The organism is Lysobacter niastensis (assembly GCF_031457115.1).
Lineage (GTDB): Bacteria > Pseudomonadota > Gammaproteobacteria > Xanthomonadales > Xanthomonadaceae > Lysobacter_J > Lysobacter_J niastensis_A.
Genome location: NZ_JAVDVY010000001.1, coordinates 1,382,703 through 1,407,203, shown reverse-complemented (window position 1 = coordinate 1,407,203; position 24,501 = coordinate 1,382,703). Strand labels below are relative to the sequence as shown.

24 protein-coding genes are annotated in these 24,501 nt (G+C 59.4%); 4 read left to right on the top strand and 20 right to left on the bottom strand.

Annotation, left to right across the window (positions count from 1 at the left end):
* Nucleotides 1-122 precede the first annotated feature (122 nt).
* Nucleotides 123-2,564 (bottom strand): ribonuclease R, encoded by a 2,442-nt coding sequence (rnr, locus tag J2X06_RS06425; protein WP_310059803.1) that lies wholly within the window; start codon nt 2,562-2,564, stop codon nt 123-125.
* 686 nt (nt 2,565-3,250) lie between these two features.
* Between rnr and J2X06_RS06420 the strand changes: the two genes are divergently transcribed.
* Nucleotides 3,251-4,192: an ImmA/IrrE family metallo-endopeptidase gene (locus tag J2X06_RS06420; protein WP_310059800.1), complete on the top strand. Its 942-nt coding sequence runs from the start codon at nt 3,251-3,253 to the stop codon at nt 4,190-4,192.
* A gap of 158 nt (nt 4,193-4,350) precedes the next feature.
* Here the strand turns inward: J2X06_RS06420 and J2X06_RS06415 are convergent, their stop codons facing one another.
* From J2X06_RS06415 to J2X06_RS06375, 9 genes are all read right to left on the bottom strand, one after another.
* On the bottom strand, nt 4,351-4,827 hold the full coding sequence (locus J2X06_RS06415; RefSeq protein WP_310059797.1) for a hypothetical protein: 477 nt from the start codon (nt 4,825-4,827) through the stop codon (nt 4,351-4,353).
* A gap of 821 nt (nt 4,828-5,648) precedes the next feature.
* On the bottom strand, nt 5,649-5,876 hold the full coding sequence (locus tag J2X06_RS06410) for a hypothetical protein (protein ID WP_310059794.1): 228 nt from the start codon (nt 5,874-5,876) through the stop codon (nt 5,649-5,651).
* 67 nt (nt 5,877-5,943) lie between these two features.
* The gene (locus J2X06_RS06405) at nt 5,944-6,288 is read right to left on the bottom strand and encodes a hypothetical protein (RefSeq protein WP_310059792.1); all 345 of its coding nucleotides are present in this window, start codon (nt 6,286-6,288) and stop codon (nt 5,944-5,946) included.
* Between the two features lie 516 nt (nt 6,289-6,804).
* Nucleotides 6,805-7,194, bottom strand: coding sequence for a hypothetical protein (locus tag J2X06_RS06400; RefSeq protein ID WP_310059789.1), 390 nt, complete (start codon nt 7,192-7,194; stop codon nt 6,805-6,807).
* Nucleotides 7,195-8,277: 1,083 nt separating this feature from the next.
* Entirely contained in the window at nt 8,278-8,709 is a 432-nt protein-coding gene (locus tag J2X06_RS06395) for a hypothetical protein (RefSeq protein ID WP_310059787.1), read from the bottom strand.
* A gap of 68 nt (nt 8,710-8,777) precedes the next feature.
* Complete coding sequence (locus J2X06_RS06390) at nt 8,778-9,089, bottom strand: DUF5076 domain-containing protein (protein WP_310059783.1); 312 nt, start codon at nt 9,087-9,089, stop codon at nt 8,778-8,780.
* A 720-nt stretch (nt 9,090-9,809) separates the two neighbouring features.
* Nucleotides 9,810-10,241 carry a hypothetical protein gene (locus J2X06_RS06385; protein ID WP_310059781.1) on the bottom strand — a complete coding sequence of 144 codons (432 nt, stop codon included), beginning with the start codon at nt 10,239-10,241 and terminating at the stop codon, nt 9,810-9,812.
* Nucleotides 10,242-10,761: 520 nt separating this feature from the next.
* On the bottom strand, nt 10,762-10,998 hold the full coding sequence (locus tag J2X06_RS06380; RefSeq protein ID WP_310059775.1) for a DUF6868 family protein: 237 nt from the start codon (nt 10,996-10,998) through the stop codon (nt 10,762-10,764).
* Nucleotides 10,999-11,484: 486 nt separating this feature from the next.
* The gene (locus J2X06_RS06375; RefSeq protein WP_310059773.1) at nt 11,485-11,790 is read right to left on the bottom strand and encodes a hypothetical protein; all 306 of its coding nucleotides are present in this window, start codon (nt 11,788-11,790) and stop codon (nt 11,485-11,487) included.
* Between the two features lie 363 nt (nt 11,791-12,153).
* Here J2X06_RS06375 and J2X06_RS06370 point away from each other — a divergent pair, with 363 nt between their 5' ends.
* Nucleotides 12,154-13,116: an SOS response-associated peptidase family protein gene (locus J2X06_RS06370; RefSeq protein ID WP_310059770.1), complete on the top strand. Its 963-nt coding sequence runs from the start codon at nt 12,154-12,156 to the stop codon at nt 13,114-13,116.
* An 801-nt stretch (nt 13,117-13,917) separates the two neighbouring features.
* Entirely contained in the window at nt 13,918-14,433 is a 516-nt protein-coding gene (locus tag J2X06_RS06365) for a DUF4410 domain-containing protein (RefSeq protein WP_310059767.1), read from the top strand.
* A gap of 828 nt (nt 14,434-15,261) precedes the next feature.
* On the opposite strand, the gene J2X06_RS06360 is transcribed toward J2X06_RS06365, so the two are convergent.
* From J2X06_RS06360 to J2X06_RS06330, 8 genes are all read right to left on the bottom strand, one after another.
* Entirely contained in the window at nt 15,262-15,732 is a 471-nt protein-coding gene (locus J2X06_RS06360) for a hypothetical protein (protein WP_310059764.1), read from the bottom strand.
* A gap of 725 nt (nt 15,733-16,457) precedes the next feature.
* Nucleotides 16,458-16,955, bottom strand: coding sequence for a DUF2199 domain-containing protein (locus J2X06_RS18020; protein WP_430539543.1), 498 nt, complete (start codon nt 16,953-16,955; stop codon nt 16,458-16,460).
* A gap of 492 nt (nt 16,956-17,447) precedes the next feature.
* Entirely contained in the window at nt 17,448-17,741 is a 294-nt protein-coding gene (locus J2X06_RS06355; RefSeq protein WP_310059761.1) for a hypothetical protein, read from the bottom strand.
* Between the two features lie 1,260 nt (nt 17,742-19,001).
* Nucleotides 19,002-19,346: a hypothetical protein gene (locus J2X06_RS06350; protein WP_310059758.1), complete on the bottom strand. Its 345-nt coding sequence runs from the start codon at nt 19,344-19,346 to the stop codon at nt 19,002-19,004.
* Nucleotides 19,347-20,187: 841 nt separating this feature from the next.
* Entirely contained in the window at nt 20,188-20,529 is a 342-nt protein-coding gene (locus tag J2X06_RS06345; RefSeq protein WP_310059755.1) for a ribonuclease E inhibitor RraB, read from the bottom strand.
* A 57-nt stretch (nt 20,530-20,586) separates the two neighbouring features.
* Entirely contained in the window at nt 20,587-20,913 is a 327-nt protein-coding gene (locus J2X06_RS06340) for a hypothetical protein (protein WP_310059754.1), read from the bottom strand.
* A gap of 501 nt (nt 20,914-21,414) precedes the next feature.
* Nucleotides 21,415-21,786, bottom strand: a complete 372-nt coding sequence (locus J2X06_RS06335) for a hypothetical protein (protein ID WP_310059751.1) — start codon at nt 21,784-21,786, stop codon at nt 21,415-21,417.
* A 60-nt stretch (nt 21,787-21,846) separates the two neighbouring features.
* Entirely contained in the window at nt 21,847-22,206 is a 360-nt protein-coding gene (locus J2X06_RS06330; RefSeq protein WP_310059748.1) for a hypothetical protein, read from the bottom strand.
* Between the two features lie 44 nt (nt 22,207-22,250).
* Here J2X06_RS06330 and J2X06_RS06325 point away from each other — a divergent pair, with 44 nt between their 5' ends.
* The gene (locus J2X06_RS06325; RefSeq protein WP_310059745.1) at nt 22,251-22,505 is read left to right on the top strand and encodes a hypothetical protein; all 255 of its coding nucleotides are present in this window, start codon (nt 22,251-22,253) and stop codon (nt 22,503-22,505) included.
* 513 nt (nt 22,506-23,018) lie between these two features.
* Here J2X06_RS06325 and J2X06_RS06320 read toward each other — a convergent pair.
* Both J2X06_RS06320 and J2X06_RS06315 read right to left on the bottom strand, forming a co-directional pair.
* Nucleotides 23,019-23,309 (bottom strand): hypothetical protein, encoded by a 291-nt coding sequence (locus tag J2X06_RS06320; protein ID WP_310059742.1) that lies wholly within the window; start codon nt 23,307-23,309, stop codon nt 23,019-23,021.
* Nucleotides 23,310-23,367: 58 nt separating this feature from the next.
* Nucleotides 23,368-23,742 carry a hypothetical protein gene (locus J2X06_RS06315; protein WP_310059739.1) on the bottom strand — a complete coding sequence of 125 codons (375 nt, stop codon included), beginning with the start codon at nt 23,740-23,742 and terminating at the stop codon, nt 23,368-23,370.
* Nucleotides 23,743-24,501: the final 759 nt, after the last annotated feature.

Here is a 24,501-nt window from a genome sequence, read left to right as displayed (position 1 = left end):
CGTTTCCACACCATGTTATGGGCGCCGGAAGGCGCCTGTGCCGATGTCGTCCCATAGGCCGGGCCTTGGCCCGCCATTATCGAGGGAAAACATCTCGCGACGCGGGCCAGGGCCCGCCCTGCTCAATATTTCTGCTTGACCCGCCGCGCCGGTTGCCCTCGCGGTGGCAGCGCCTTGGCGCCCCGCTCTTCCACCAGCTTGAAGTCGATCTTGCGGTCCTCGACGCTGGCCTTCATCACCACGATGTTGACGCGGTCGCCGAGCCGGAATTCGCGCCCGGTGCGCTCGCCGGCCAGCGTCTTGCGGATCGGGTCGAAATGGTAATAGTCGTGCGGCAACTGGGTCACGTGGATCAGGCCGTTGACCTTGGAATCGTCCAGCTCCACGAACAGTCCGAAGCTGGTCACGCCGCTGATCGTGCCCTCGAACTCGCCGCCGACGTGCTGCTCCATCCAGGCCGCGCGGTAACGTTCGTCGACCTCGCGCTCGGCCTCGTCGGCACGGCGCTCGCGCTCGGAGCACTGCAACGCCAGCGCGGCCATCCCGCTGGGCGAATACTGGAATTTCTCCGGCTTGGCTCCGCTCAGTACGTGCTTGATCGCCCGGTGTACCAGCAAGTCGGGATAGCGCCTGATCGGCGAGGTGAAGTGCGCATACCACTCCAGCGCCAGGCCGAAGTGGCCCACGTTGTCGGGCGAGTACACCGCCAGCGACTGGCTGCGCAACAGCACCGATTCGAGCAGCGCGGCGTCGGGACGCTCGCGGATCTTCTTCAGCAACGCCGTGAAATCGCGCGGTTCGACCTTCGACCACGGCGGCATGCGCAGCTTGAACTCCTTCAGGAACTCCTGCAGGTCCGCGTACTTCTGCTCCGGCGGGCGATCGTGGATGCGATACGGGGCCGGCACGTGGTGCGCATGCAGGTACTTCGCCGCCTCGACGTTCGCGGCGATCATGCATTCCTCGATCAGCTTGTGCGCGTCGTTACGCTGCAGCATGCCGGCCTGCACGACCTCGCCCTGCGGACCGAGCACGAAGCGCACCTCGCTGGACTCGAACTCGATCGCGCCGCGGCGCTCACGTGCCTTGGCGAGGATCTGGTAGAGCTGGTGCAGGCGCTGGACGTTGGGCAGCAGCGAGCCGATCCGGCCCAGTGCATCCTCGCGCGCATCGTCCGGGATGCCCTCGCCGACCGCGTTCCAGACCTGGGTGTAGGTCAGGCGCGCGTGCGAGTTCATCACCGCCTCGTAGAACTTCGACTGGGTGACCACGCCGTCGCGGTCGATCTGCATGTCGCAGACGAAGCACAGCCTGTCGACCCTGGGATTGAGCGAACAGATGCCGTTGGACAGGGTCTCCGGCAGCATCGGCACGACGAAGCCGGGGAAATAGACGGACGTCGCCCGTTTCGTGGCTTCCTCGTCGAGCGGCGTCCCGGGACGCACGTAATGCGACACGTCGGCGATTGCCACCACCAGGCGGAAGCCGTTGCGGTTGGGCTCGCAATACACCGCGTCGTCGAAGTCCTTGGCGTCCTCGCCGTCGATGGTGACCAGCGGCAGCTCACGCAGGTCGACGCGCTGCGCCGCGGTCGCCTCATCGACGGTCAGCGGCACCGCCGCGGCTTCGTCGAGCACGGCCTGCGGGAACTCGTGCGGGATATCGTGTCCGTGGATCGCCGCCTGCACTGCCAGCGAGGCAGTCAGGCGGTCGCCCAGCACTGCCAGCACGCGCCCGATCGGTGGACGCTGCGGATCGGGCGCCTGCACCAGCTCGCACACCACCAGTTGGCCGTTGCGCGCATCCATGTGCGCGTCCGGCGGAATCATCACGTTGCGCTGGATGCGCCGGTCGTCGGGCACGACATAACCGATGCCTGCCTCGATGACGAAACGGCCGATCAGGCGGTTGAGCCGGCGCTCCAGCACTTCGACGATCGCGCCTTCGCGGCGACCGCGCCGGTCGACGCCGGTGACGCTGGCCAGCACGCGGTCGCCGTGCATCGCCTTGCGCATCTCGAACGGCGGCAGGAACAGGTCGTCGCCCCCGGCCTCCGGGCGCAGGAAGCCGAACCCGTCCGGGTTGGCGATCACCACGCCCGGCACCAGGTCCATATGCTGCGCCGGCGCGTATTCGCCCTTGCGATTGCGCAGCAACTGGCCGTCGCGAACCATCGCGCCCAGCCGCTTGCCCAGCGCCTCGAAACGGTCCGGTTCGGTCAGGTGCAGGTGCTGCGCGAGCGCCTCGGCCGGCTGCGGCCCATCGGCCGCCTCCAGCCATTGCAGGATGACCTCGCGGCTGGCGATCGGCTGGGCGTAGCGGTTGGCCTCTCGCTCGGCATAGGGGTCATGGAAGGGCGCAGGCGGCCCACCTCGGCCGGCACGTGCCGGGCCTGCATCGCGAGGCGACTTGCCGCCCTTCTGGGCAGGCGGTCCGTGCTGGAGGTTCTCCGGAAGCCAGCCTGGGCGCTTGGCCGCGGGCTTGCTGCTGGCTTTGCCGGCGGGGCCGGCGGATTTGCGTGCGGAGGTGCCGGACTTGCCGCGACTCGGGGGTTTCTTGCTCATTCAGCCATGGTCGCACATCGGCATGAACGCGACGTCGCCGGGCTGTTTTCGTAGCCGGAAAACCGGACTGGATCGCCGGGAAGAAATCGGCTGCCGCAGAAACGACAAACCCGCCATTCGGCGGGTCTGAAGATCGGTGCTGCCTGCGTTTTCTGCTTGCAACGACCGCTTTGTAGTGGTCAGGAGAGGACTCGAACAATGCGATGAACCTACTTGAAAATAGGTTCTTTGCAGTTACGCAAAGTTACATGCCCCCAAATATGCCCCCTCCAATGGTGCTGTTCGTTACTTGGAAGCGACAAAGCCCGCTGGGCTGCACAATCATTGCCGGGTCGATGCGCACAAACGACAACTTGCCCGGCGAAGACGGAGTCCTGTGCACAGGTTTGCGCTGGGTAACGGCGAGGTAACGCTCGTTGCGTTACCGACCAGCGCCTCCTCTGCCGACAGGCCACGCTGGGCTTTTTGAGCGGCTCGGCCGAAGGGCCCGGTGGCTGGCAACCGCCGCGCGACACCGAATCATTTCGCGCGCTCGCGCGCGTCAGGATGCCTTCCTGAGCCTACGACCCCAAGCCGGCGGAGTGCACGCGCCGGCTGGCGCAAGAAGGCTATTCCCGGGGCTCCGAGTGGCCGCGGTGTTCGACTTGCTACGTACTTTCAATGGTTGCAGTCGGTGAGACAGCGCCATGATGCAGTTGACCTTTCCATTGGAGGTGCCGATGGACAAGGTTCCCAAGACGCCCCATCGCCTCCTCAACTACGAGGACTGCAAAGGCGCGATCGATTCCTTGTTCCAGGATGCCCTGAGAACGGAGTCTGACCTCGCTTTCCTCCAGTTCCTGGCCTTCGCCGAGCGATTTTCCAATCTCTCCGTCTACAACGCGATGTTGCTTCGCGTACAGCAGCCTGGGCTCACGGCGGTCGCCACGATCAGGAAGTGGGCGGACATTGGGCGATGCCCAAAGCCCGGCGCACGTCCGTTAGTGATCCTACAGCCCTTCGGGCCGGTCTCGTTCGTCTATGCCATGGAGGACACGGAGGGGCGAGCTGTTGATGGCGCCGATTCCAGCAGCCTGTTTGCCACGGGTCCGAAGTCACGAGCTACCTACGAAAAGATTAGGCATACCGCAACGGATCAGGGGGTCCGGGTGCAAGAAACCGCGTTTGGTCAGGCCCTGGCGGGGTTTGCGCAGGTCGGGCACCAGATCACAGCGCGCGAGGTCTGGGAGAAGGGGAGTGCCGCCCGATGGGACATCGTCGTCAACGCCAATCTGGACGAACCGAGCCGCCTAGCAACCCTGACCCATGAGCTGGGGCATGTGTACTGCGGGCACCTAGGTGGGCATCCGGATGGACGCTGGGCCGGCCGCCGAGGGTTAGGTCACGCCGAGCGTGAACTCGAGGCCGAAGCCGTTGCATGGCTGGTATGCGCCCGGAATGAGGTCAGCCCCCGTTCGGCGCAATACCTGGCGAGCCATGCGCGACAGGCCGACTTGGGTGCCATCAGCATGTTCGCCATCTACGACGCGGCTAACCGGGTGGAGTCCAGGTCATCGGCCGTTAGAAAGCGGACGTCGGCGCGCCTCAAAGGGCTGGCGAATCCAGCCACAACAACCGCGGATGCGTAGGTGGAAACCCTGCCCCTCGGAGGAAGTGCCTGGGCCCGACATCGACGCTGCTCGGCCGAGGGCATAGCTCGGTTTGAATGAATTGCTTAGGCCCCAGCGGCCTACCCATCAGACGATGCCCCCCGTAAAGCCGTGCTCACTGCCGCCTAACGCCTGAATTAAGCCGAGCCGCGAAGCGGCTTCGGCTTGAATGAGTTGTTAGGGCTCATGCCGGTGTAGTTGAAGCTACAGACATGGCCCCCAACCTCCGACTCCAGGATGTCAGAAACATACGCCTCGTACTTGCCCGGGCGATTGAGCACAGGCTCAAGCGGGCCACCTGAAGTGCGAGCCTGGAATGTTGCAGGTATCTCCGCCCGCGTAGCGGCGGCGAACTGATCAGGGGACATCAGTTGCGACTCATCGTCAGCAGGCAGCCCCACAACTAGGAAGTACCAGGTGTTGTCTGAGACGCGACGGATAGCCAACTCGCGGCCATGGCCCTGCCCAAGAGTTAGCACGAGCGTGTCCGATACAGAGAGGCTTTCGGGGGAACAGGACAGGACGCGGCTGTCCCTGAACCACTCGGCGGGCTCATAGTCAGACCCGGTCGCTTGGCCGGCGAGCAGAAGTACGGCTACGAGGATGTTTGTCACGAGCCCTAACGCCTGAATTAAGCCGAGCCGCCAAGCGGCTTCGGCTTGAATGAATTGTTAGCGCCCATCCTAGCTTGGGAGCAAGGCTGCAGCGAGTCGATGGCAGCGACGACCAACAACCCGGTAACGGACGTGTTTGAGCAAGGACTCCGTTAGGGAAGATGCAACTGTGTCGTTCGCTGGACCTATCCAGAAGCCATCGTTCATGTGGTAGATCTCATACCTGACCTCTTGAAAGAGGAACTCGCAGACCGAAGGCGCGGAAAGGAATGTGGGCCTCTTGGAGCGGTCCGGGAAAATCAGGTTTGGGACCGTTTCCAACTCGCGGCGCAACGCCCACAAATTTGTGAGTGAATCAGGCACTTCAAATGCCCGGAGAGCTCCCGATCCTTCCCTGAGTTCAAGAATGTCTGCCATGGGCGCTAACGCCTGAATTAAGCCGACACCAAGCGCGTAGCGATTGGTGTTCGGCTTGAATGAATTGTTATGCGGCACGGCCCAAAGGGCTGAGAACGTTGAACCGCCACTCCCCAGGGCGACCCGCGAGCCAAGGATGCCACAGCCTTTGACGTTGGGCTTGCCCTGCGGCCCATGACGAGAGGTGCCGCCGAAGCAAAGGGAATCGGGGTGCGGCAATGGCGCAGCCGAAGGGCGAAGCGCCACCCGCCCCGACGTGAGGGAACGCAAGGACCACAAGCCGGAGCCGACGGCGCACGATGCGGGAGAGTGGCCGAAGGAACCCGATGCGAGTTGCTTTCGCCGGTGCCGCATAACGCCTGAATTAAGCCGAGCCGCGAAGCGGCTTCGGCTTGAATGAATTGTTAGGCACCACCAGCATTTGGCGCACCCTCGGACTTGCCCACCCAGCCGGCCTCAACGATGGCGACGGCTGACAGAATTTCCTGCGCAAAAGCCCGCGCCTGTGTGACGTCAAACTCGACCGCAGCCTCGTACGGCATTGCTACGACTTTGATGAAGATAACTCCCTCATCCTGGCGAGCCTCGCAGCTCACAGTCTCTTGGTACGGCTTTTCGGGAGTATCAATCATGTCTGTTGTGGTGCCTAACGCCTGAATTAAGCCGAGCCGCGAAGCGGCTTCGCGCTTGAATGAATTGTTAGGCCGCGCGCCCGAGGAGGGCCGATGCGACCGCCAAAGCAATGATTGCAAGGATGGTGCTTGCGAACCAGACTGCCGCCGGAACGAAAGGGCCAACGAGCAGCCGACGAATACGGTCAGTCTCTGTGGCAAGGATTGGCTGAGCGGCATTTGCCTTCCGGAGCCGAGCCCAACCAAGCGAGAAGAAGACGACAAGTGAAAGGAACAATAGGCAGACCGCCGCTGTAGCTGCCCAAGAGTCTCTGCTGTTGATGTTTGAGGTGATCAGCAGGGCAGGAACGATGCCGATGACCGCGAAGCAGAAGGCAAAGCGCGTCCAGGAAAGCTTTAGGGTCTGAGTCATGTTTGATCCGCGGCCTAACGCCTGAATTAAGCCGAGCCGCGAAGCGGCTTCGGCTTGAATGAATTGTTAGCGCCCAGTCTTTGAGCGCCAGTACTCGAGGGCTGATCGTCTCGCGCCGATCTTAATGGGGTCACACCAGACTAGGTATCTGCGGTTCAAGTAGTAGAGACCGTACGCCGGGATTGCGGTTAGAACCAGAAGCAGCCAAGGGTGTGATGAAACGATTGCCTGAAACGCGGGGATCTTTACTAGTTGCCAAGTGGTTATCGGCGCTACGAGCAGGGATGCAAGCAAGAAGAAGAATGAAAAGACCAGATATCGATAGGTCCAACGAGTAACAAGCTTTGGGCTATCGATTGACTCAGTAGACAGCTTCCACCTGGCGATGTGCCGCATTGCAATAAGGCCAGCGCAGCCGGCGATCAGAATGTGACCTACAGCGAACTCACCAAAGCTCATGGGCGCTAACGCCTGAATTAAGCCGAGCCGCGAAGCGGCTTCGGCTTGAATGAATTGTTAGGTGCCGCCCGTGTTGCCAAGCACCGCATACGAGAAGCCCCAGTAAAGCAGCGGACCACAGAAAAGACCATACAGCCCCACCACAAAGAGTGCGGTTCCAGCCTGTACCAGAACCCCATCTTTGCTTGGCCAAGTCTCGCGAATGTCCCGGGTGCCGGCAACAAGGAGCCAAGCTAGGCCGGCCACAAACACGATAGATGCCGTCTTGCCGAGGAAGGCGCGCACCGGCAAAAGCCAATAGCCCAGTGCGACCAGGACCATGCAACTGTCTGACAGGAGCTCTGCAGCAAGGAAGCCTTTCGATCCCCGGTCGCGGATCTCGTCGCGCACCCAGAAGAATGTAAAGGCGCCGTAGCCGCCGAGATATGCGTATAACCACCAGGGCATGCGCGGCACCTAACGCCTGAGCTAAGCCGACCCGCGGAGCGGGTTCGGCTTGGACGAATTGTTAGACCTATGGCCGAGAGCGTGCAAGCGCTGTCCAGTCACGTTCCGGTTGCATCCCGACGCTCTCGACGAATCTTTCATAGGTGCCGTAAATGGCTTGAGGAGCCGATGATTGCTGCCCCTCCCACTCGAGCTGAGCGCACTGAAAGCAGATCTCCAGCGTGCGCGTCTTATTTGATTTTGTGTAGAACTCAAGCCGGTGATGCGGCTCGAAGATGCAGGCTGCCGCCCACATGCTCACATGTGAGTTGGTAGAGCTGAGTGCTGCAGCTAGCCGGGCTCTATCAGCGTCCGTGAGGACCACTGACTTGTACGACCTCTCCGGCAGGAAGTGCTTGTTAAGGTCGCTACCATCGTAGAGATAGGAATGCTCAATGGCGACAACTCGGTCTGACTCCTCAATTGCGCTTACGAGCTGCCGCAGGAATCCTTTGCCAGCAGTATTGGGCGGCTCTGCGTCAATGCCGGAACCCTCCGTAGCTGGCTCAAAGGTGACCCCGGGCGGAGTGCCATCTGGGTATGAATGATGTTGTTAGGGCCCACCCGCAGTAGCAGACCCGAGAGCATGCACCCCAGCGCGCTCAGAGCGCCAAGCATAGCCAGCTTACCCGCACTAAACGGGGTAAGAGCGGCGAAGAGCAGCCAACTGATGGCGAACCCAGTAGCCGAGGCAACTACAAGCTGCAGCCAGATTTTGTCTCGGTGCGCCTTGGGTAGCAGACCGACGACGGCGGGCAGCAGCAGGCCGGTAAGAACAGCGGGCGCAGTGCCGAAGAAGTAGGCCCAAGCCAGAAAAAGGGGCACCAAGTCCAAGTTGGCCGACGCCTCCCCACTGACTGCGACGCTCATGAGTAAAGGCATGGCGCCGACAAACGGCCCCAAGACAGCAAAGAGCAGTGTCAAGCGCCAGTTGAGCCAGCTGGGAGCTCTCATGTGGGCCCTAACGCCTGAATTAAGCCGAGCCGCGAAGCGGCGTCGGCTTGAATGAATTGTTAGGCGCCGCCCAGCCAAGCACGAGGCAGTTCACGCCAATGCTGATTTGCGGTTTGCCATAAAGGCCAGCACCCCATAGGCGATGGCTCCAGACAAAGCCCCAAAGACTGCGAACGCCAACACAAACAACAGCGAATGGACCTTGGAGAGAGTTGTGAGCCCGACAAGCAGACCAGGAACAACGCCTAGCGTGATGAACAAGCGTAACCTTAAAAGATTCATGCGCCGCAGTACAAAATAAGCCGGAATTCCGACAATAGAAGCAATTGGCAGGATATAGAGGGCTGGCACCAGAGCGATAAATGGGACAAGCACGAGCTCACCGAGCGAGCGCCGCTCAAAGGGCTGTTCAACGAACTCCGCCCCACCCATCAAGAGCATAATGAGGGTGCCCGATGTGTAGGCAGCCGCCGGCAGCGCCAAAAGTAGGTGGACTGCACTGCTGTGTGATCGCGTGATCATGGTGCGCCTAACGCCTGAATTAAGCCGAGCCGCGAAGCGGCTTCGGCTTGAATGAATTGTTAGGCCACTCAAGAGTGACCTGGATGGAAGTTGCCCTGTACGTCAGACGTTGGATCCTTGAACTCGACCCACAGGGACTCAACTATTTGCAGCGCCGTTTCTGTTGGGTCTGCCCCATTTGTCTCTTGCATGGCGTTGGCGACGTGTCGGATTACGTCCGCGAGCATGATCCCCCAAGCAGCGGCCTCGTTGTGGCCTTGGGCCTCCCACATGCCCACGTTGAGGCTGCAGTGAAGCCCACGCTGAGCAACCCAACCACTAATCATCTGGATGGAGTTCTCGTCTCGCTGCGCTGCAGGTGGAATTACGAGAGTCTTCATAGGGGCCTAACGCCTGAATTAAGCCGAGCCGCGAAGCGGCTTCGGCTTGAATGAATTGTTATGCGACGTAACGCAGACCCAGGAGTGCTGGTCTACGAGTCGCCAAGTGCCTGCCGAATGAGCGAACGACCAAGTCTCTGCAATGCACCAATTCTCGCGTCGGCAGTACAACAGCTTGTCGCTTGCAGCGTACCAGCGCTCCTCTACTTTCTGGGGTGGATTGGAAAGCGAGGACTTAGCAAGAGACCTGAGAAGAGCTGCGTCCGGAGGCGGGCTCACAAGTGGACTCCAGCCCGCTGGCTCCTCCGTGAGGCAATTGTCCGAAGACACGGACGCTTGCGGCTGCGAGGCGCAACCGGATAGTGCAAGGCACATTGAAGCCGCAATTAGTCGCATAACGCCTGAATTAAGCCGAGCCGCGAAGCGGCTTCGGCTTGAATGAATTGTTAGGCCCCAGCCGACATAATCCGAGGCCACTGAAGCGCAACTACGAACAGAGCCACGGCAGATGCGGCAGCCGCCAGGACGATCAAGCCAAGGAAAAAAGGACGCTCCTTCCTCATGACCACTAGCCCATGGAACTCTGCCTTGCCACCCCGCAACGCGCGATAGCCAGCATAAGCAAACGTGCACGCAACAAGTAAGCACAGAAATCGGGCTATCAGTTCAAGAGTGAATTCCATGAGTGTCTGGTTACATTGCCCTGGCCTAACGCCTGAATTAAGCCGAGCCGCGAAGCGGCTTCGGCTTGAATGAATTGTTAGGCCCAAGCCGGCGCCGGTAGTTTACCGAGAACCACAGGCCGAGCAGTCCAAATATGAGATGCATCCAAGCTTGGCGCGCCAGGTAACTTTGCCACGTGAGCTGGAAGTGTGTGTTGAGAGCAAGATGCAGCACCACCGCAAGTGGCCCAGCAAGTGCGCCAGCAAGGTACGCGACCCAATCGCTGTGAACTTTTGTCAATGCAAGTTGGATGGGCGTGCAAATCAGCACGAGAAAGAAAGCAACAGCAGCAAGAGCTATCAGCCAAGCGTAGTGAGCGTCACTTGCCCAGAACCACCCCATATTCCACCAACCGATACATAGCCAGGCAAAGAAGCCGGCTGTGCCAAGGCCAATGATCTGCTTGATGTAGAAAGCGACAATCTTCATTGGGGCCTAACGCCTGAATTAAGCCGAGCCGCGAAGCGGCTTCGGCTTGAATGAATTGTTAGGGCCACGAATATACGTGAGCCCGAAATGTTTGGCGCGGGAGGCCCGGGATGCTGAGGTTGGCCCGGTGCCGGCAATAGCACGACGTGTACATGCCAGAGGGTGAGCGGTACTTGGTGCGGACAAACAAATGGCTACCAATGCGCTGGACTGAGGCCGAATGAAGGGCCACGCCACAGTTTTCAGGTTGATCGATGGCAAGCTGAAATATAGGACCGGACCAACTGCTTTGGACCTTGGTCTCCATAGAGGGGGACTCATCGCAGATGCCCGTAGACGTTTGGACGCCTGGCAGGGCTAGCGGCGTGAGCGAAAAATAGGTAGCGGTGACGCCAAGCGCGATGAGCAAGGTTAAAGACGCTGTCTTTAATCGAAGACGCATATGGCCCTAACGCCTGAATTAAGCCGAGCCGCGAAGCGGCTTCGGCTTGAATGAATTGTTAGATGCCATCCGACCTCCTCAAGGAATCAGGAAAATTGCGGCCAGTGGCACCAAGTTGAAAAGGAGAATGCCGATCTTGTACACGGCCATGCCTGAGTAATGAATTGCATCAAATGTCTCAGCAGAGAGCTTGAACCAGCGGCCATGCACTGCATACATCCAGTCACGGGCAAAAACAAAAGCCAGGAACCAGATGAACAAAATTGCGTAATTGAGGCCCAAGCACCAGAGAAGGAAGTCTTTGATCTCATTCAAAAGTCACGACACAACTCCTATGGCATCTAACGCCTGAATTAAGCCGAGCCGCGAAGCGGCTTCGGCTTGAATGAATTGTTAGGGCGCACAGGCTTGAACCCCTGCACTCTCTGCAACCCACATGAGACTGAATAGTAACGGGATTGCTACGATCAGCCCCAACCCACAGAAGCCTACGGCGCTCTCGCGCGACTTAGCCCAGCCCACTGGTGCGGCGCTCACTATGAGAATGAGCGCAGCCAGCACGGCCCACCATGATGCAGTGAGAAAAGGATCTGCCGCCTCTAGTGAGCCTATGCCACTTTTGCCATCAAAGAGGCAGCCCGCATTCCAGCTAGAGCGGTAAGCAAAGAATGCGCTTACCGCCGCTGACGCGTAGAGGCAGATACCGAATGCATGTCTACGAGTAAGTTTCACGTGCGCCCTAACGCCTGAATTAAGCCGAGCCGCGAAGCGGCTTCGGCTTGAATGAATTGTTAGCACCCATCAACCACCACGCATAACGAGCTTGGTCTCTGGGCGCTGTGATGCTGGATAGAACGACCATGGCTTGCTGCCTCCGCCATCGAATACTCCAAGATAAATAGGCGAACCAGAACATTTGCCGGAACTGATATTTCCGGTGGAAGTATCGACCACCACAAACTCTGAATAGCTGTCGAGCATCACGATGGTGTCAGAGCAAGCGTACAAGTTGGTTGCGGAATAGCCGCCAGTGTCTTTCGCGAGTTTGTACCGTGCCTCCTTGAGCCCAATCTTTCTGACGATCACCGTGCGGTTGTACTCGGCCAAGTACGGATGCGCTGCGTCCAGCTCGATGCTATTGATGCGCCACTCTTTGGCTCCAAGAAGGAAGCGTCATGCTTCGTTGAGCCACATGCCGCACACAAGAACGCTAGGAATACGGATGCGAGAATCTTGGACATGGGTGCTAACTACCTAATAGACGGACCCGTGGGTCCGGTTATACGTCTGACGCCACACCCCCAGCGAATGGGCTGTAACCCCCTGATTCGGCTTGAGCTTATGCAAGCTCGGTCCGGCTAACAAGCCGGCGTATAACCGGACCCAGCGGAACCACATCCGCCCGCGCGGCCACACGCTGGAGCCTCTGCCGTTACGATCACTTGGGTGTACCGAAGCGAAGGCGCCGCCATGTGCTACTCCGCCCAGATCCGGCAGGACTACCGCAAGTTCACGAAGGAGTTCGGGGCCACCCTGAGCATCCGAGACTTCGTGCGCCTCTACTGGCAGCGCCAGGAGGACGGCGGCCGGACCAAGATCCCGAAGGCCATGGACGCCGAGTTCGCCGGCACGCCCGGCGATGAGGTGGCCGAGATCCGGCGCCTCGTGGGCGAGTTCAATACCCAGCAAGCGGCCAAGCTTGAGCAGGAACTGTTCAAGCAGACGAAGCGCCTCGCTGACGCCCAGCGGACCCTGCTGACGAAGACCACCAAGAAGGCCCAAGAGGACGTTCGAATCTCCACCGACAAGATCGAGTGGGCGAAGGGCAAGCTGTCCGACTTGCAGCGCACCGAACTAATTGGTGAGGACTCGCGAATCTTCCCGGGCTGGTACGCCCCGGTCATGGTCATGGAGAACGGCCAGCGCGTGGTCAAGCCTATGCGCTACCAGTGCCGGTTGGCGGGCAAGCCAGCGGACTACGACTTCAAGTACCCAGGCACCTACAACGCCAGGCGTGACAACCTGGAAGGATTCTGGGGCGACCTATTCGGCTATTCGCACGGCATCACCGTAGTCAATGCGTTCTACGAGAACGTGAGCAGACACAAGGTGGAGGGCCGCGAACTGGCGCCAGGGGAGAAGGATGAGAGCGTCGTGCTTGAGTTCCGGCCACAAGCGCAGCAGGACATGCTGGTCGCCTGCCTATGGTCGCACTGGCAAGGTCCGGGCGGTCCTGACCTGCTCTCTTTCGCTGCTATCACCGACAACCCGCCGCCAGAAGTAGCGGCGGCTGGCCATGACCGTTGCATCATTCCGATTAAGCCCGAGCACGTGGACGCTTGGCTCAACCCGGATCCGAAGAACTTCGCGGCGCTGTACGCGATCCTAGACGACCGGGAGCGCCCCTACTACGAGCATCGCCTGGCGGCCTGACCGGGTTGGATGCTGCCACGCGTTCCCTGCAGTGGCGAGGTTTCTCGCCCTCTGGAGCACGCTCATGTGCATCAAACTAGCTGGTGTCGGCGGGCTACTCTTTCTTCTTGCCGCGTGCACCACACCCAACAACAGCGCTGAACAAGCGGAAGTGACACCCCAAGAGGTGGCGGCAATTCAACCGGCTGTCGCCATGGTGAACAACGGATACGTTTGCACTCCTAGACCCGGCGGAGGAACTTACTGCGCGTGCGACGAGAATTCGGACCAAGACGATATATTTAGTTGTACAGGCATGGAGGCGATGTGCAAGAAGCTGGGCGGCACGCACAAATGCTCTGGAGCAAATCCTCCGCCGCCGCAACCCAAGAACTGGTGTCATTGCACTTTTCGGCTCTCGGCAGGCTAGTCGCGTCGCAACGTCCGTGACAGCAGGGCTGAACAATCCGGCCATGCGCCCGCCCCACCCCGCCCTCATTTGGCGTCCGGCAGCCTCGTATGGGTACGAGCTGACCATAGACGGCTTCACGGAGCCTCTAGGCCGCGCCGTGCAACTGTCCAGCGGCAAGTGGCGCACCGTGGCACGCGCGCCAGGCAGGCCCAAACAGGGCGCTACAGCGGGCAGTCCGGAACAGGCTAGGCAATGGCTAACCGCATGGGCTACGCCGATTGCTTGGCGTCACCGTCCCACGGTTCCGTTTGGGAGCTAACCCCCCTACTTGTTTTGCTCCTCGGTGCTTACGCCACCGGCCCCGAGGAGGATGGTGGTATCGTCCGCGCGATCACCTAGGGGGTGTCGTCATGCGGTGGATTGCACTGGTAGCGATGTTGGTCGTATCTGGATGCGCTGGAACCTCTTCCAGCGTCCGCTCCGCATATAGCGGCGGCCCAAGCGACCGATTCGCTTATGAGATCGACAACTACGGCGGGATGACGCCGGAGGGTCGGACGATCCTGATCTCCCGCCTTCGTCAGCAGCTTGCGTCCGCGCTGGCCGTCGAAAACGACCAAGGCGCGAACCGCATCAATATCCGCATCGACTACTACCGCATGCGCCACGGCGCGGCTCGGGCACTGGTCGGCGTTATGGCCGGACAGGATCACATCAAGAGCAGTGTCACGGTCACGGCGCGTGACGGAACATTGCTCGGCTCCATAGTGGTGGACTCTAAGAACCCCACCGCCCTCTTCACAGCGAGAGGGGCTAATCGAGGAACACGCAGACGAGATCGTGGCGTTTGTTCGGACGGGGAAGTCGCCCGATGCCCTGCTTCCGACCTCAGCAGTACCGCCATCAGCGCCCCCTGCCCCGACTGAGTGCAAGGCGTGCGCAAAGATCGGAAGCGGGATCTAGCTAGCAGTCACAGGCTAGGAGTCACACGGAACTGATCTGAATGTTGTCGAAGATGCTGTCTGAGCCGCCATCACCGGCCATGCACACGGATCCAATGGGTCACAGCCAATAGGGCGAAATTTCATTGACCAGAGTGTGTGCAAGACATCTGACGTGCCATGCAACTCAGCAATCTGCTGTAGAGCCCTTCCCGCCGATCGGACGACGACCTTCTCCAGCTCTGCCGCTTCTTCGTGGGTTGCGATCAAGCGGTTATTCATGAGCCCCAACGCCTGAATTAAGCCGAGCCGCGAAGCGGCTTCGGCTTGAATGAATTGTTATGCCCCATTTGCGGCGGCCTTTCTTGCACGCCATGCAGCTAAGGCCTGTACGACATGCTGCAGCCTAGCGGCTTGCTCCTGAGAGAGCGGTGCGCGCTTAGCCTTGCGCAGTATGGACTCAAACATATAGCCAGACCGGAAGAAATAGGGACGAAGCTCAAGGAAGCAGATCGCTGCCTCCATGGACTCAGGATCGCCAGCCACGATGCGGTCGAGCGCCCCATCAAAACCTCCTGGAAAGGCCAGCTCGTCGTATCTGGAGTGGAAGACCTCGCAGGCGCGCTCCCACTCTCGGCGTTTCTCAGGGTTTCGATCCCGCTGTGCGAACGCCTCGTGCACGCGGGAGTGCAACCGCGAAATCTCCCCTGCGTTCGATTGGATCAACTGTTTGAGGCGATCTGAGGAATGAGGCATGACGCCTGAATTATGCCGCCACGAAGCGGTTCGCATTGAATGAATCGTTAGGCCCCATCAGAGAGGCCACGTGTGCCGCCACCGGCCGAATGAAGCGACGATCTCCCTTACCTCGGACAACTCGATCGCTAGATCGGAGATTAGGTAGCGCATCTCCTTTTGCGGCCGCGAGTTTGGCAGACCAGGTGCGACATTGATGGCGTGCTCCCCATGGAATGCCCAGCGGCCGTGAACAAATGAATTGCGCTTAGAACGGTACCCGTCCATAGCGATATACCACTGCCGGAAGCCAAGAACGCAAGCGTCATGGCCTGCGAACTTGTGCTCCACGACCTCACGCAGGGAGTCGATCTTCCCCTTAAAGGAGAGTCGGGAAATTAATGGGTTAACGGCATCGACATCGGAGCCACCTACAGCGTTGCGCAGGTACAGGCCGACATCGAACTCAAGACGGGAGAGAGCGAAGACAATGTGACCGACGATTGCGGCAGCTTCAGATTCCAGATGTGCCTTGTCCGAGCCGTCCATGATCTGTCCTTGGGGGCCTAACGCCTGAATTAAGCCGAGCCGCGAAGCGGCTTCGGCTTGAATGAATTGTTAGAACTCAGCCCGGCATCGACCACAAGCAATGCCTAACCGCATCCGCTTGGTCGGCCGCAAGTAAGGACTTTGGCGTGCTCCCGTCAAGGGCGGGCACCTCGCGAGCGAGCCACGCCAAAGAGTCGCTCTGCAAATGGAAGTACGTAGCCCAGGCAATGTCCTCATGGCCGCCGCAAGCCGCAATAAGCTCTGCTGCGAAGGGGCAGCTGTGAAACTCATCGTGGCAGATCGCTGCAAATGCATTCCAGCGTGGGTCCATGAGTTCTAACGCCTGAATTAAGCCGAGCCGCGAAGCGGCTTCGGCTTGGATGAATTGTTATGCAGCACGGCCCAAAAGGCTGAGAACGTAGAACCGCCACTCCCCAAGCCGACCCGCGAGCCAAGGATGCCACAGCGCTTGAGGTTGGGCTTGCCCAGCGGGCCATGACGATGGATGCCACCGAAGCAAAAGGAATTGGGATGCGGTAATGGCCCAGTCGAAGGGCGAAGCGCCACCCGCCCCGACGTGAGCGAACGCAAGGACTAGAAGCCGGAGCCGACGGCGAACGATGCGGAAGATTGGCCGAAGGAACCCGACGAGAGTTGCTCTCGCCGGTGCCGCATAACGCCTGAATTAAGCCGAGCCGCGAAGCGGCTTCGGCTTGAATGAATTGTTAGCTTTCCCAGTCATAGCCCATGGCAGCAAGCTTGTCATGGAGCTCCTGTTGGCTTAGGCCTGTGTGTTGAGCCCTGCCAATGTCGCTGTTGAGATCAGTTGCTTCTAGCGCTGGGCGTGCCTTGGATGATCCGAGATGCACCTTGACGCTGCTTCCGACAGCTCCGGGGAAGGCGCCTAGATGATTGCAAAGGATGCCATCGACTGAGCCGGAGACGGCTACGGCATATGAACCAAGGAACTGACTGAAATCACTTTGCGAGATCTCTGCCCACAGGGAGAGAATCCACGGGGACTCAAGTCCAGAGACCGGGATCTGGAAATTGGCTAGAACGAAACAGCGAGTGCCGTCGATGCAGCAGAAATCCGGTGTCTCCATGACACGGCCGTTTTTTTGCTCCGGAGATAGTTCCCAGACAGCGTCTGGTTGGGAAAATCCGTATCCAGGCGGCCATTCGTCATGTTGTGTTCCGCACACGCTGCATTGATGTGTCATGGGCAAGCTAACGCCAGAATTAGGCCGAGCCGCGAAGCGGCTTCGGCTTGAATGAGTTGTTAGCGCTCATGGGTGGGAACCCAAACCCATAGCCCGGAGCGTGCGCCCTCCGAACGAGAGGCGCCCTGGAAGAGTAACTCTACCGCCTCACTATGGCTCGCCGGCCGCCATGATCCATGGGCGCCATGGCGCCCACGCTTTACGAGAAGGCCGCTGTCTGCCCGACGAACATCAAGTGAGCAATCGTTATCGTCAGGGTCAGGTACTGCGACCTCTACGCCGACAGACAATGCGGAGACTAAGTCCGACAGCGTTGAGCGTAGTGGCTCAGCCAGCGAGGTAATGTTGTGCAGCATTCCGGTGCCGACATCTCGGCTGGACGATACCGTGAGAGGCAGGGCGGCTAGTTCCATGAGCGCTAACGCCTGAATTAAGCCGAGCCGCGAAGCGGCTTCGGCTTGAATGAACTGTTAGGCCTCGCCCACGAAGCCATTAGCGATGCTCCCGGTCTAGCTCGACAGGTATTGCGGCACTGCGGAGTAGCGTAAGTGCGAAGAACATGCCAGGAAGGCCCAGGGCCGCGACTACCCCGAATAGGGTGGCGCTCTTTCCAAGCGCTCTTGCAGCCTTGGCCACATAAATCGCTGGCAGCAGGTTAAAGAGCAAAAGCGGGATGAGCAGCCACTCATTTGGATAGCCGAACTGCTTCAGGGCGAAGGCGGTGCAGACGAATACGACCACTTCGACAATAAAGAAGCGCCACGCAGTTGAAAGGTTCTTGTCCATAAATATCTGCAGAGTCTGCTCGAGGCCTAACGCCTGAATTAAGCCGAGCCGCGAAGCGGCTTCGGCTTGAATGAATTGTTAGGCGCCCTCTCACCACATTGGAGCATGGCGCGAGAGCAACCAAATTGTGCAGCCTAGGGCAGCCAAGCCAGTCAGCTCTACGAGAAGGCTGGTCCACTCTGACGTCTCATCAAGATCCCTGAAACCAGTATCCGGAAACCGGCCGAACGTAAGAACGCGCCAGATAGTCCATCCAATTGACCAGCCAACAGTCCGGACCATGAATTCCCAGCCGAGCCACCAAAGGGCCCGGGTTACCCAGAGTGCTGGGCGGATGAGGTCAACTGGTTCGAGCATGTGCACTTCCCCGTGTGCGCCTAACGCCTGAATTAAGCCGACACCAAGCGCGTAGCGATTGGCGTTCGGCTTGAATGAATTGTTATGCGGCACGGCCCAAAGGGCTGAGAACGTTGAACCGCCACTCCCCAGGGCGACCCGCGAGCCAAGGATGCCACAGCCTTAGACGTTGGGCTCGCCCTGCGGCCCGTGACGGGAGGTGCCGCTGAAGCAAAGGGAATTGGGGTGCGGTAGTGGTGCAGCGGAAGGGCGAAGCGCCACCCGACCCGACGTGGGCGGACGCAAGGACTACAGGCCGGAGCCGACGGCGAACGATGCGGAAGATTGGCCGAAGGAACCCGACGAGAGTTGCTCTCGCCGGTGCCGCATAACGCCTGAATTAAGCCGAGCCGCGAAGCGGCTTCGGCTTGAATGAATTGTTAGCCCCACGCCGGGGCTGTACGGGACAGCACGACAACGACAGACAGAGCAGAAAAGCACACGCAGACGCGAGCTAGACCGCCCCATATCTGATTGTCAGTGTTATGTGCGCAACGCCAAATGCAGATCCAGGAAAATATGACGTAAAGCGAGTAAACCCCCCAAGGCACAGCCAAGATGACAGATGAGCCAGGCCGCGGGGCCACAGCGGCGCTCATGAGCGTAATTACAAGCAGCGCAACAAACTGCCCAAGAATGCCGAGCACCCAGTAGGCGTGCCACAACCTGGCAGAGCCTCCCCAGCAGCGAGTAAAGAAATTCGGATCGTTGCTCGACCCGATGGCGCGGCGAGACGATGCAAGGGGTGAGCCTTTGCTGGCTGGCGGGGCGTATGGGTTGGAGTCGTTCACGGCCGGTCCTTTGTTCAAGGGCTAACGCCTGAATTAAGCCGAGCCGCGAAGCGGCTTCGGCTTGAATGAATTGTTAGCTGTACTTGCGCTCAAAAGCGTCACGTGAGAAGTCCATGTAATAGAGAGCTGCCTCAATGGCCTGGGCTTGGCCATTGACGATCTTTTCTATGTGCTGTTTGCGGGTGAGCCATCCTAGGACGCCCACACCGTCAGAGATGCGGTCGGACCATATCAGGTACTCGGACTTGCCAACGGGCCGAACCTCCATGAAGTCCTTCTTGCTGCGATACAGACCGACACCAAAGGACTCGCCTGAAAGAGAGGCCTCCGCAGCCGCGATTAGAGCCGGAACCTGATCCTTTGAAACAGGGCCAAGCTCCTCAATGCCTGACTCATCGAAAGCCTTGTATGCGCGCATGAGCTTCCTGTACAGCTAACGCCTGAATTAAGCCGAGCCGCGAAGCGGCTTCGGCTTGAATGAATTGTTAGGGCCCACCCTACGACACGCGGCATGCGTTAGTGAAGCGACGGCGATGCCACACAGGATTGCCCAGAAACCCATTGAGAGGGACGCCAGCGAGACTACTAGCCCCGGGGCTGCGCCGGCCAGCAACACGTAGCGCCACTGGACTAGGTTGCGCTGCAACAGAACGTAATAGACAGGAGCACCGAGGAACACAACGAAAGGCCCGCCAATTAGAGCCGTATAAGCAAAACCCAACCAAGCGGTTGAACCAGGGTCCACAACGGAGTTGGTGTGGAGCAACGAATCAGCGTAGCCGAAGGCCGCCATGGCCCCAGCAACAGCTAGCACCGCTAGAAACGCGACCAGCTCCACTGCTGCAAATTGCCGTAGACCGGTCATGTGGCCCTAACGCCTGAATTAAGCCGAGCCGCGAAGCGGCTTCGGCTTGAGTGAATTGTTAGGCGCACGCCGGCGGAGCCAAGCGTAAGCGGCGGCTCCGTAGACAAGAGTGCCTAGGGGAAATGCACCTAAGAATGTAAGAGATGAGAACAAAGGGCTTTCCGGAGACACGATGGCGTGCCATGTCGGGAGTGATTGCAAGAGTGGCTCCTGCCAGAACAGAGCCTTGGCCAGCGAAAATTGGCCATAGCTCATAGCAGGCCAGGTGGCAAAGGAAAACGCCACGGTTACCAAGAACCCAATGACCAGCGATATGAGCAGTCGAGCCATGTCGGATAGCGCCTAACGCCAGAATTAAGCCGAGCCGAGAAGCGGCTTCGGCTTGAATGAATTGTTAGGCCGCATTGTGCATGACGCGCCACGACTCGCAAACGCCGCCAAATGGCTCCATGGCCGCAGTGACCCGCCGCTGGATGGACGTGACACCCTCATAGGTAAGACGGTCTAGAACCTGGAACTGGACATAGCCAGCCATATCTTCACCGGGTGGGTAAAGGCCGAGCTCACCGTGTTGGGCCCGCAGCCATTCAAGCGCCGCATCCGGCGGAGGCCAACTCTCGAAGTCGACGTTGTAGTCGACGGAGTGCGGTACGGAAAAGTCGAAGCCGTCGGCTGCGAGATTGCGGAAGACTCCGCCATCTGTGTCATCTGGCCAATCTGCGCTGAGGTGTGGCATGCGGCCTAACGCCTGAATTAAGCCGAGCCGCGAAGCGGCTTCGGCTTGAATGAATTGTTAGGGGGCAAGCCGCAAGCCAGGAGCGCCCGCCGCCCAGATGAGAGCAGTAACCGCAACAGCCGCCAACAAGGCCGCCTGCAAGGGAATACTGCCGATAGCGAGGTTGCCAAGGAAGTCCAAGCTGAGGAAGTAACGGTGAAGCGGGGACAGCCAGATGCAGAATGCAGCAGCTACCTCAACCAACAGCCCAGCACCAAGCCAGACGATTGGGTTTCGACGAGTAGCAAGAAGGCGCCACTGAACCAATGCGGCTACGCCGAAAACCGGCAGCCACAACACCGCGAGAAGCATCACCAGTTCAATCGGTGTGATGTAGTCCTCCACGCTGCCCCCTAACGCCTGAATTAAGCCGAGCCGCGAAGCGGCTTCGGCTTGAATGAATTGTTAGAGGGCGGCTTTGTGGCTTGGAGGCAGAAATACGGTTCGTGCTCAAACTTAACCTTCCAACCATCTGCGGCTCGAGAGAATTCGTACATGTTTCCGATCGCGTTGGATCCCTCGTAGAGCCGGAACTTACCCGTGCTCGACATGTACCAGACATGGGAAAGCATCGGGTCGAGTTTCAGGCCCTCAGTCATCCTATCAACCCCGACGGGCTGCCCAGCCATTCTGTAGAAGACTTCACCGTCAAAAGATTGCAAACAGATTCCGCCTGCACACTGCAGTTGGCCTAGCGAGTCAGCCAAACAGCCCTTTGGTGCTAAAGAAGAGCAGCCCGCACATAACAATGCCAAGGCCAGGATTGCCCATCGCATTGAACTCTCCCCCGCCCTCTAACGCCTGAATTAAGCCGAGCCGCGAAGCGGCTTCGGCTTGAATGAATTGTTAGGCACCCCGAACCCGGGAACGCCCAGTGGCCCACAGTATGAGTTGCGGGAGCGCAAGGAAGAATACGAAGTTGCCGATGATGGCCGGGATGGTGGTGATACCGACGTAGTCGGCGCCGCGCGGGTCGAAGGCAGCAGCGAAGAACGGAAATCCCATTACCCGCCAGGTCTCACCCTGATCTTGCAAAGGGTATGAGATGAAGTAGCTGCCAATGCCGAGTAACAGGCCGAGCGGGCCAGACCACCGGCGAGCGATGAGCCAGCGTGGGGTAGCAGCACCGCCTGCGGCCCGCCGCTTATTGGAGCCGGCTGCAATGGCCGCCAACACGATGCCGAGTATTCCAACAATGGCAAACCCGAGTATCAGCATAGGGGTGCCTAACGCCTGAATTAAGCCGAGCCGCGAAGCGGCTTCGGCTTGAATGAATTGTTAGGCGCCAACAACCAACCGAAGCGGGTCTTTGGCGCAGCGAAGAATGTAACGCTGACCAGCCACGAGATGCACCACAACCGACAGAACTCCACCGTCCTTGATGCCCATGCAGCCCGCCATGATTGTGTACTGACCAGGGCGAATGTCCAGGTTGGTGAGTGCCACCAACGGATCTAGGTCACCAGGCGGCTTCGGCGGTAGCGCGGAGCCACCATCCGGGAAAAGGACCTGCGTGACATATGCGCCATCAGTGGCCAGATGAGCAAGGCCTGAGTCCGAAGGTGGCCGAATAGCCGCCGGCGTCGCAGCGCATCCAGTCAGAAGAGCAATCAGAACTGGTAAGGAGGCGAGCTTCATGCGCCTAACGCCTGAATTAAGCCGAGCCGCGAAGCGGCTTCGGCTTGAATGAATTGTTAGGCCCCAAGCTCACGCAAGCGAGCCTCAACCAAGTTCCGGTCCGCGAGGCGGCATGCAGCGAGAATGTGCTGACCGAATACGTTGGCGGTGATTATGAACATGCCGATGCCACCAACAACAAGCCCAAGCAACGCCGCCACAAGTTGTGTCTTGGACGGCTCTCCAAATACCTGGAGGGCAACAATTGTGGCAGCCACCAAGCAAAGCCAAATGATGGCTTTCGCGAGCAAGCCGAGTGACCGCGGGGTTCGCGGGCCGTCGATCTGCTGAAGAACACCGAGAAGAAAGCGCTTTTCTTGTTTGGGAGTCACGTCGGTTCCTATTAGGGCCTAACGCCTGAACTAAGCCGACACCAAGCGCGTAGCGATTGGTGTTCGGCTTGAATGAATTGTTATGCGGCATGGCCTGAGGGCTGAGAACATTGAACCGCCACTCCCCAGGGCGACCCGCGAGCCAAGGATGCCACAGCCTTTGGAGTTGGGCTTGCCCGACGGCCCATGGCGAGAGTGGCCGCCGAGGCAAAGGGAATTGGGACGGGCAAATGGCGCAGCCGAAGGGCGAAGCGCCACCCGACCCGAGGTGAGCGAACGCAAGGACTGCAGGCCGGAGCCGACGGCGAACGATGCGGGAGAGTGGCCGAAGGAGCCCGAAGAGAGTTGCTCTCGCCGGTGCCGCATAACGCCTGAATTAAGCCGAGCCGCGAAGCGGCTTCGGCTTGAATGAATTGTTAGGCCGCGACGCGATTGATTGCACTACGCGCGCTCCACAGCCAAGTTGATCTCGCGGAGAACCGTTGGAAACGCAGAATCTGTGTCTTCAAACTCGAAGTGCTTGAACTCCCCGCGCTCCGTGGAAACGTACAGATAGTCCACATCGCAGCAGCCATTTGGCCACACACCGATAGAGGTAAGGCAGTTTTCACCATCAATCTTGACCGATAGGCCGCTCGGCCCGACCACTTTCATGTCAATCCGACTGCGCACATGGGGATCCAGTTGTGCGCAAAGTCTTTCATGTAATTGATCAACTGCGATATCGCCCATAGCGGCCTAACGCCTGAATTAAGCCGAGCCGCGAAGCGGCTTCGGCTTGAATGAATTGTTAGGCCGCTGCGTCGAGGACAAGTAAAACCTCGCTTGCGGCCACTGTGACTACACCGAACTCCCCAGCGATACGGTACTCGCCCGGCCGGACAAGCGACAGCTCGTCGATGCAACCGTAATCAACGCTACCGTCCGGGTCTGCGGTGGGGATGACTGATTCTTGCGGGAGTAGGCCGCGAACCGCCGAAACTCCAGAAAACGCAATGGCGCCAGGCCTATAGCAGGCCCACTCACCATTGGGGGGTGGTGATGCCTCCGGATGGCTCTGCAGAAGGCTCGCTAGGACGTTGAAGGTGAGCGAATCAGTGGCTTGATGCCACGAGAGAACAAATGTGTCTTCCAGCAGGATGTTGTCAAACGCCTCAATGCTCATGAGCGGCCTAACGCCTGAATTAAGCCGCGCCGCGAAGCGGCGTCGGCTTGAATGAATTGTTAGGGGCCGCACCGAACCGAAGCCCCCGCCAACTGGAAGAACGGCCCGTTTATGTCAGACCCCGACCGCTGCCGCAACTGAAGGGACATGGCAGTGTCGGGAAAGGTGACGCCCGTGCACCTCGTTGCCGTGGCCATGGCTTCGGCAATGAAGTTCCGGCACAACGGCTCAAGGGCCTGCATTCGTTCCTGGGGCGACAGGCTTAGGCCGCCAATAGAAAGCGTGCAGGTGAACTTGGATATGCCGTTTGGCAGGATCTCCTGTCCAAACTGCATCAAGTAGGGCGCGTGAACTACTTGAATCTCAAGCTCGCACAGTTCGGTCGGATGCTCGGTAGCACTAAGTGCCAGGCCCGAGGTCGCCAGCAAAATGGCTGATGCAATGGCCAATCGCACATAGCCCCCTAACGCCTGAATTAAGCCGAGCCGCGAAGCGGCTTCGGCTTGAATGAATTGTTAGGCCGCGCCACGACCAAGCCCCGATGCAGCCGCCCTACGAAGGAACCATGCCAAAGCGCCGACCAATATGTAAAGGCTGGCATTAAGGGGGACAACCATGGCGAGTGTCCCCCGCGAGCACGAATCAAGCGGAGAACACGCCGCAGTTGCCAGGAACAGCGGATAAGGCGGACAAAGGATCAGCACTACGAGCAGCAGCGCTGTAGGAAAGATAGGCACGACCAAAGAAATGGAGAAAACG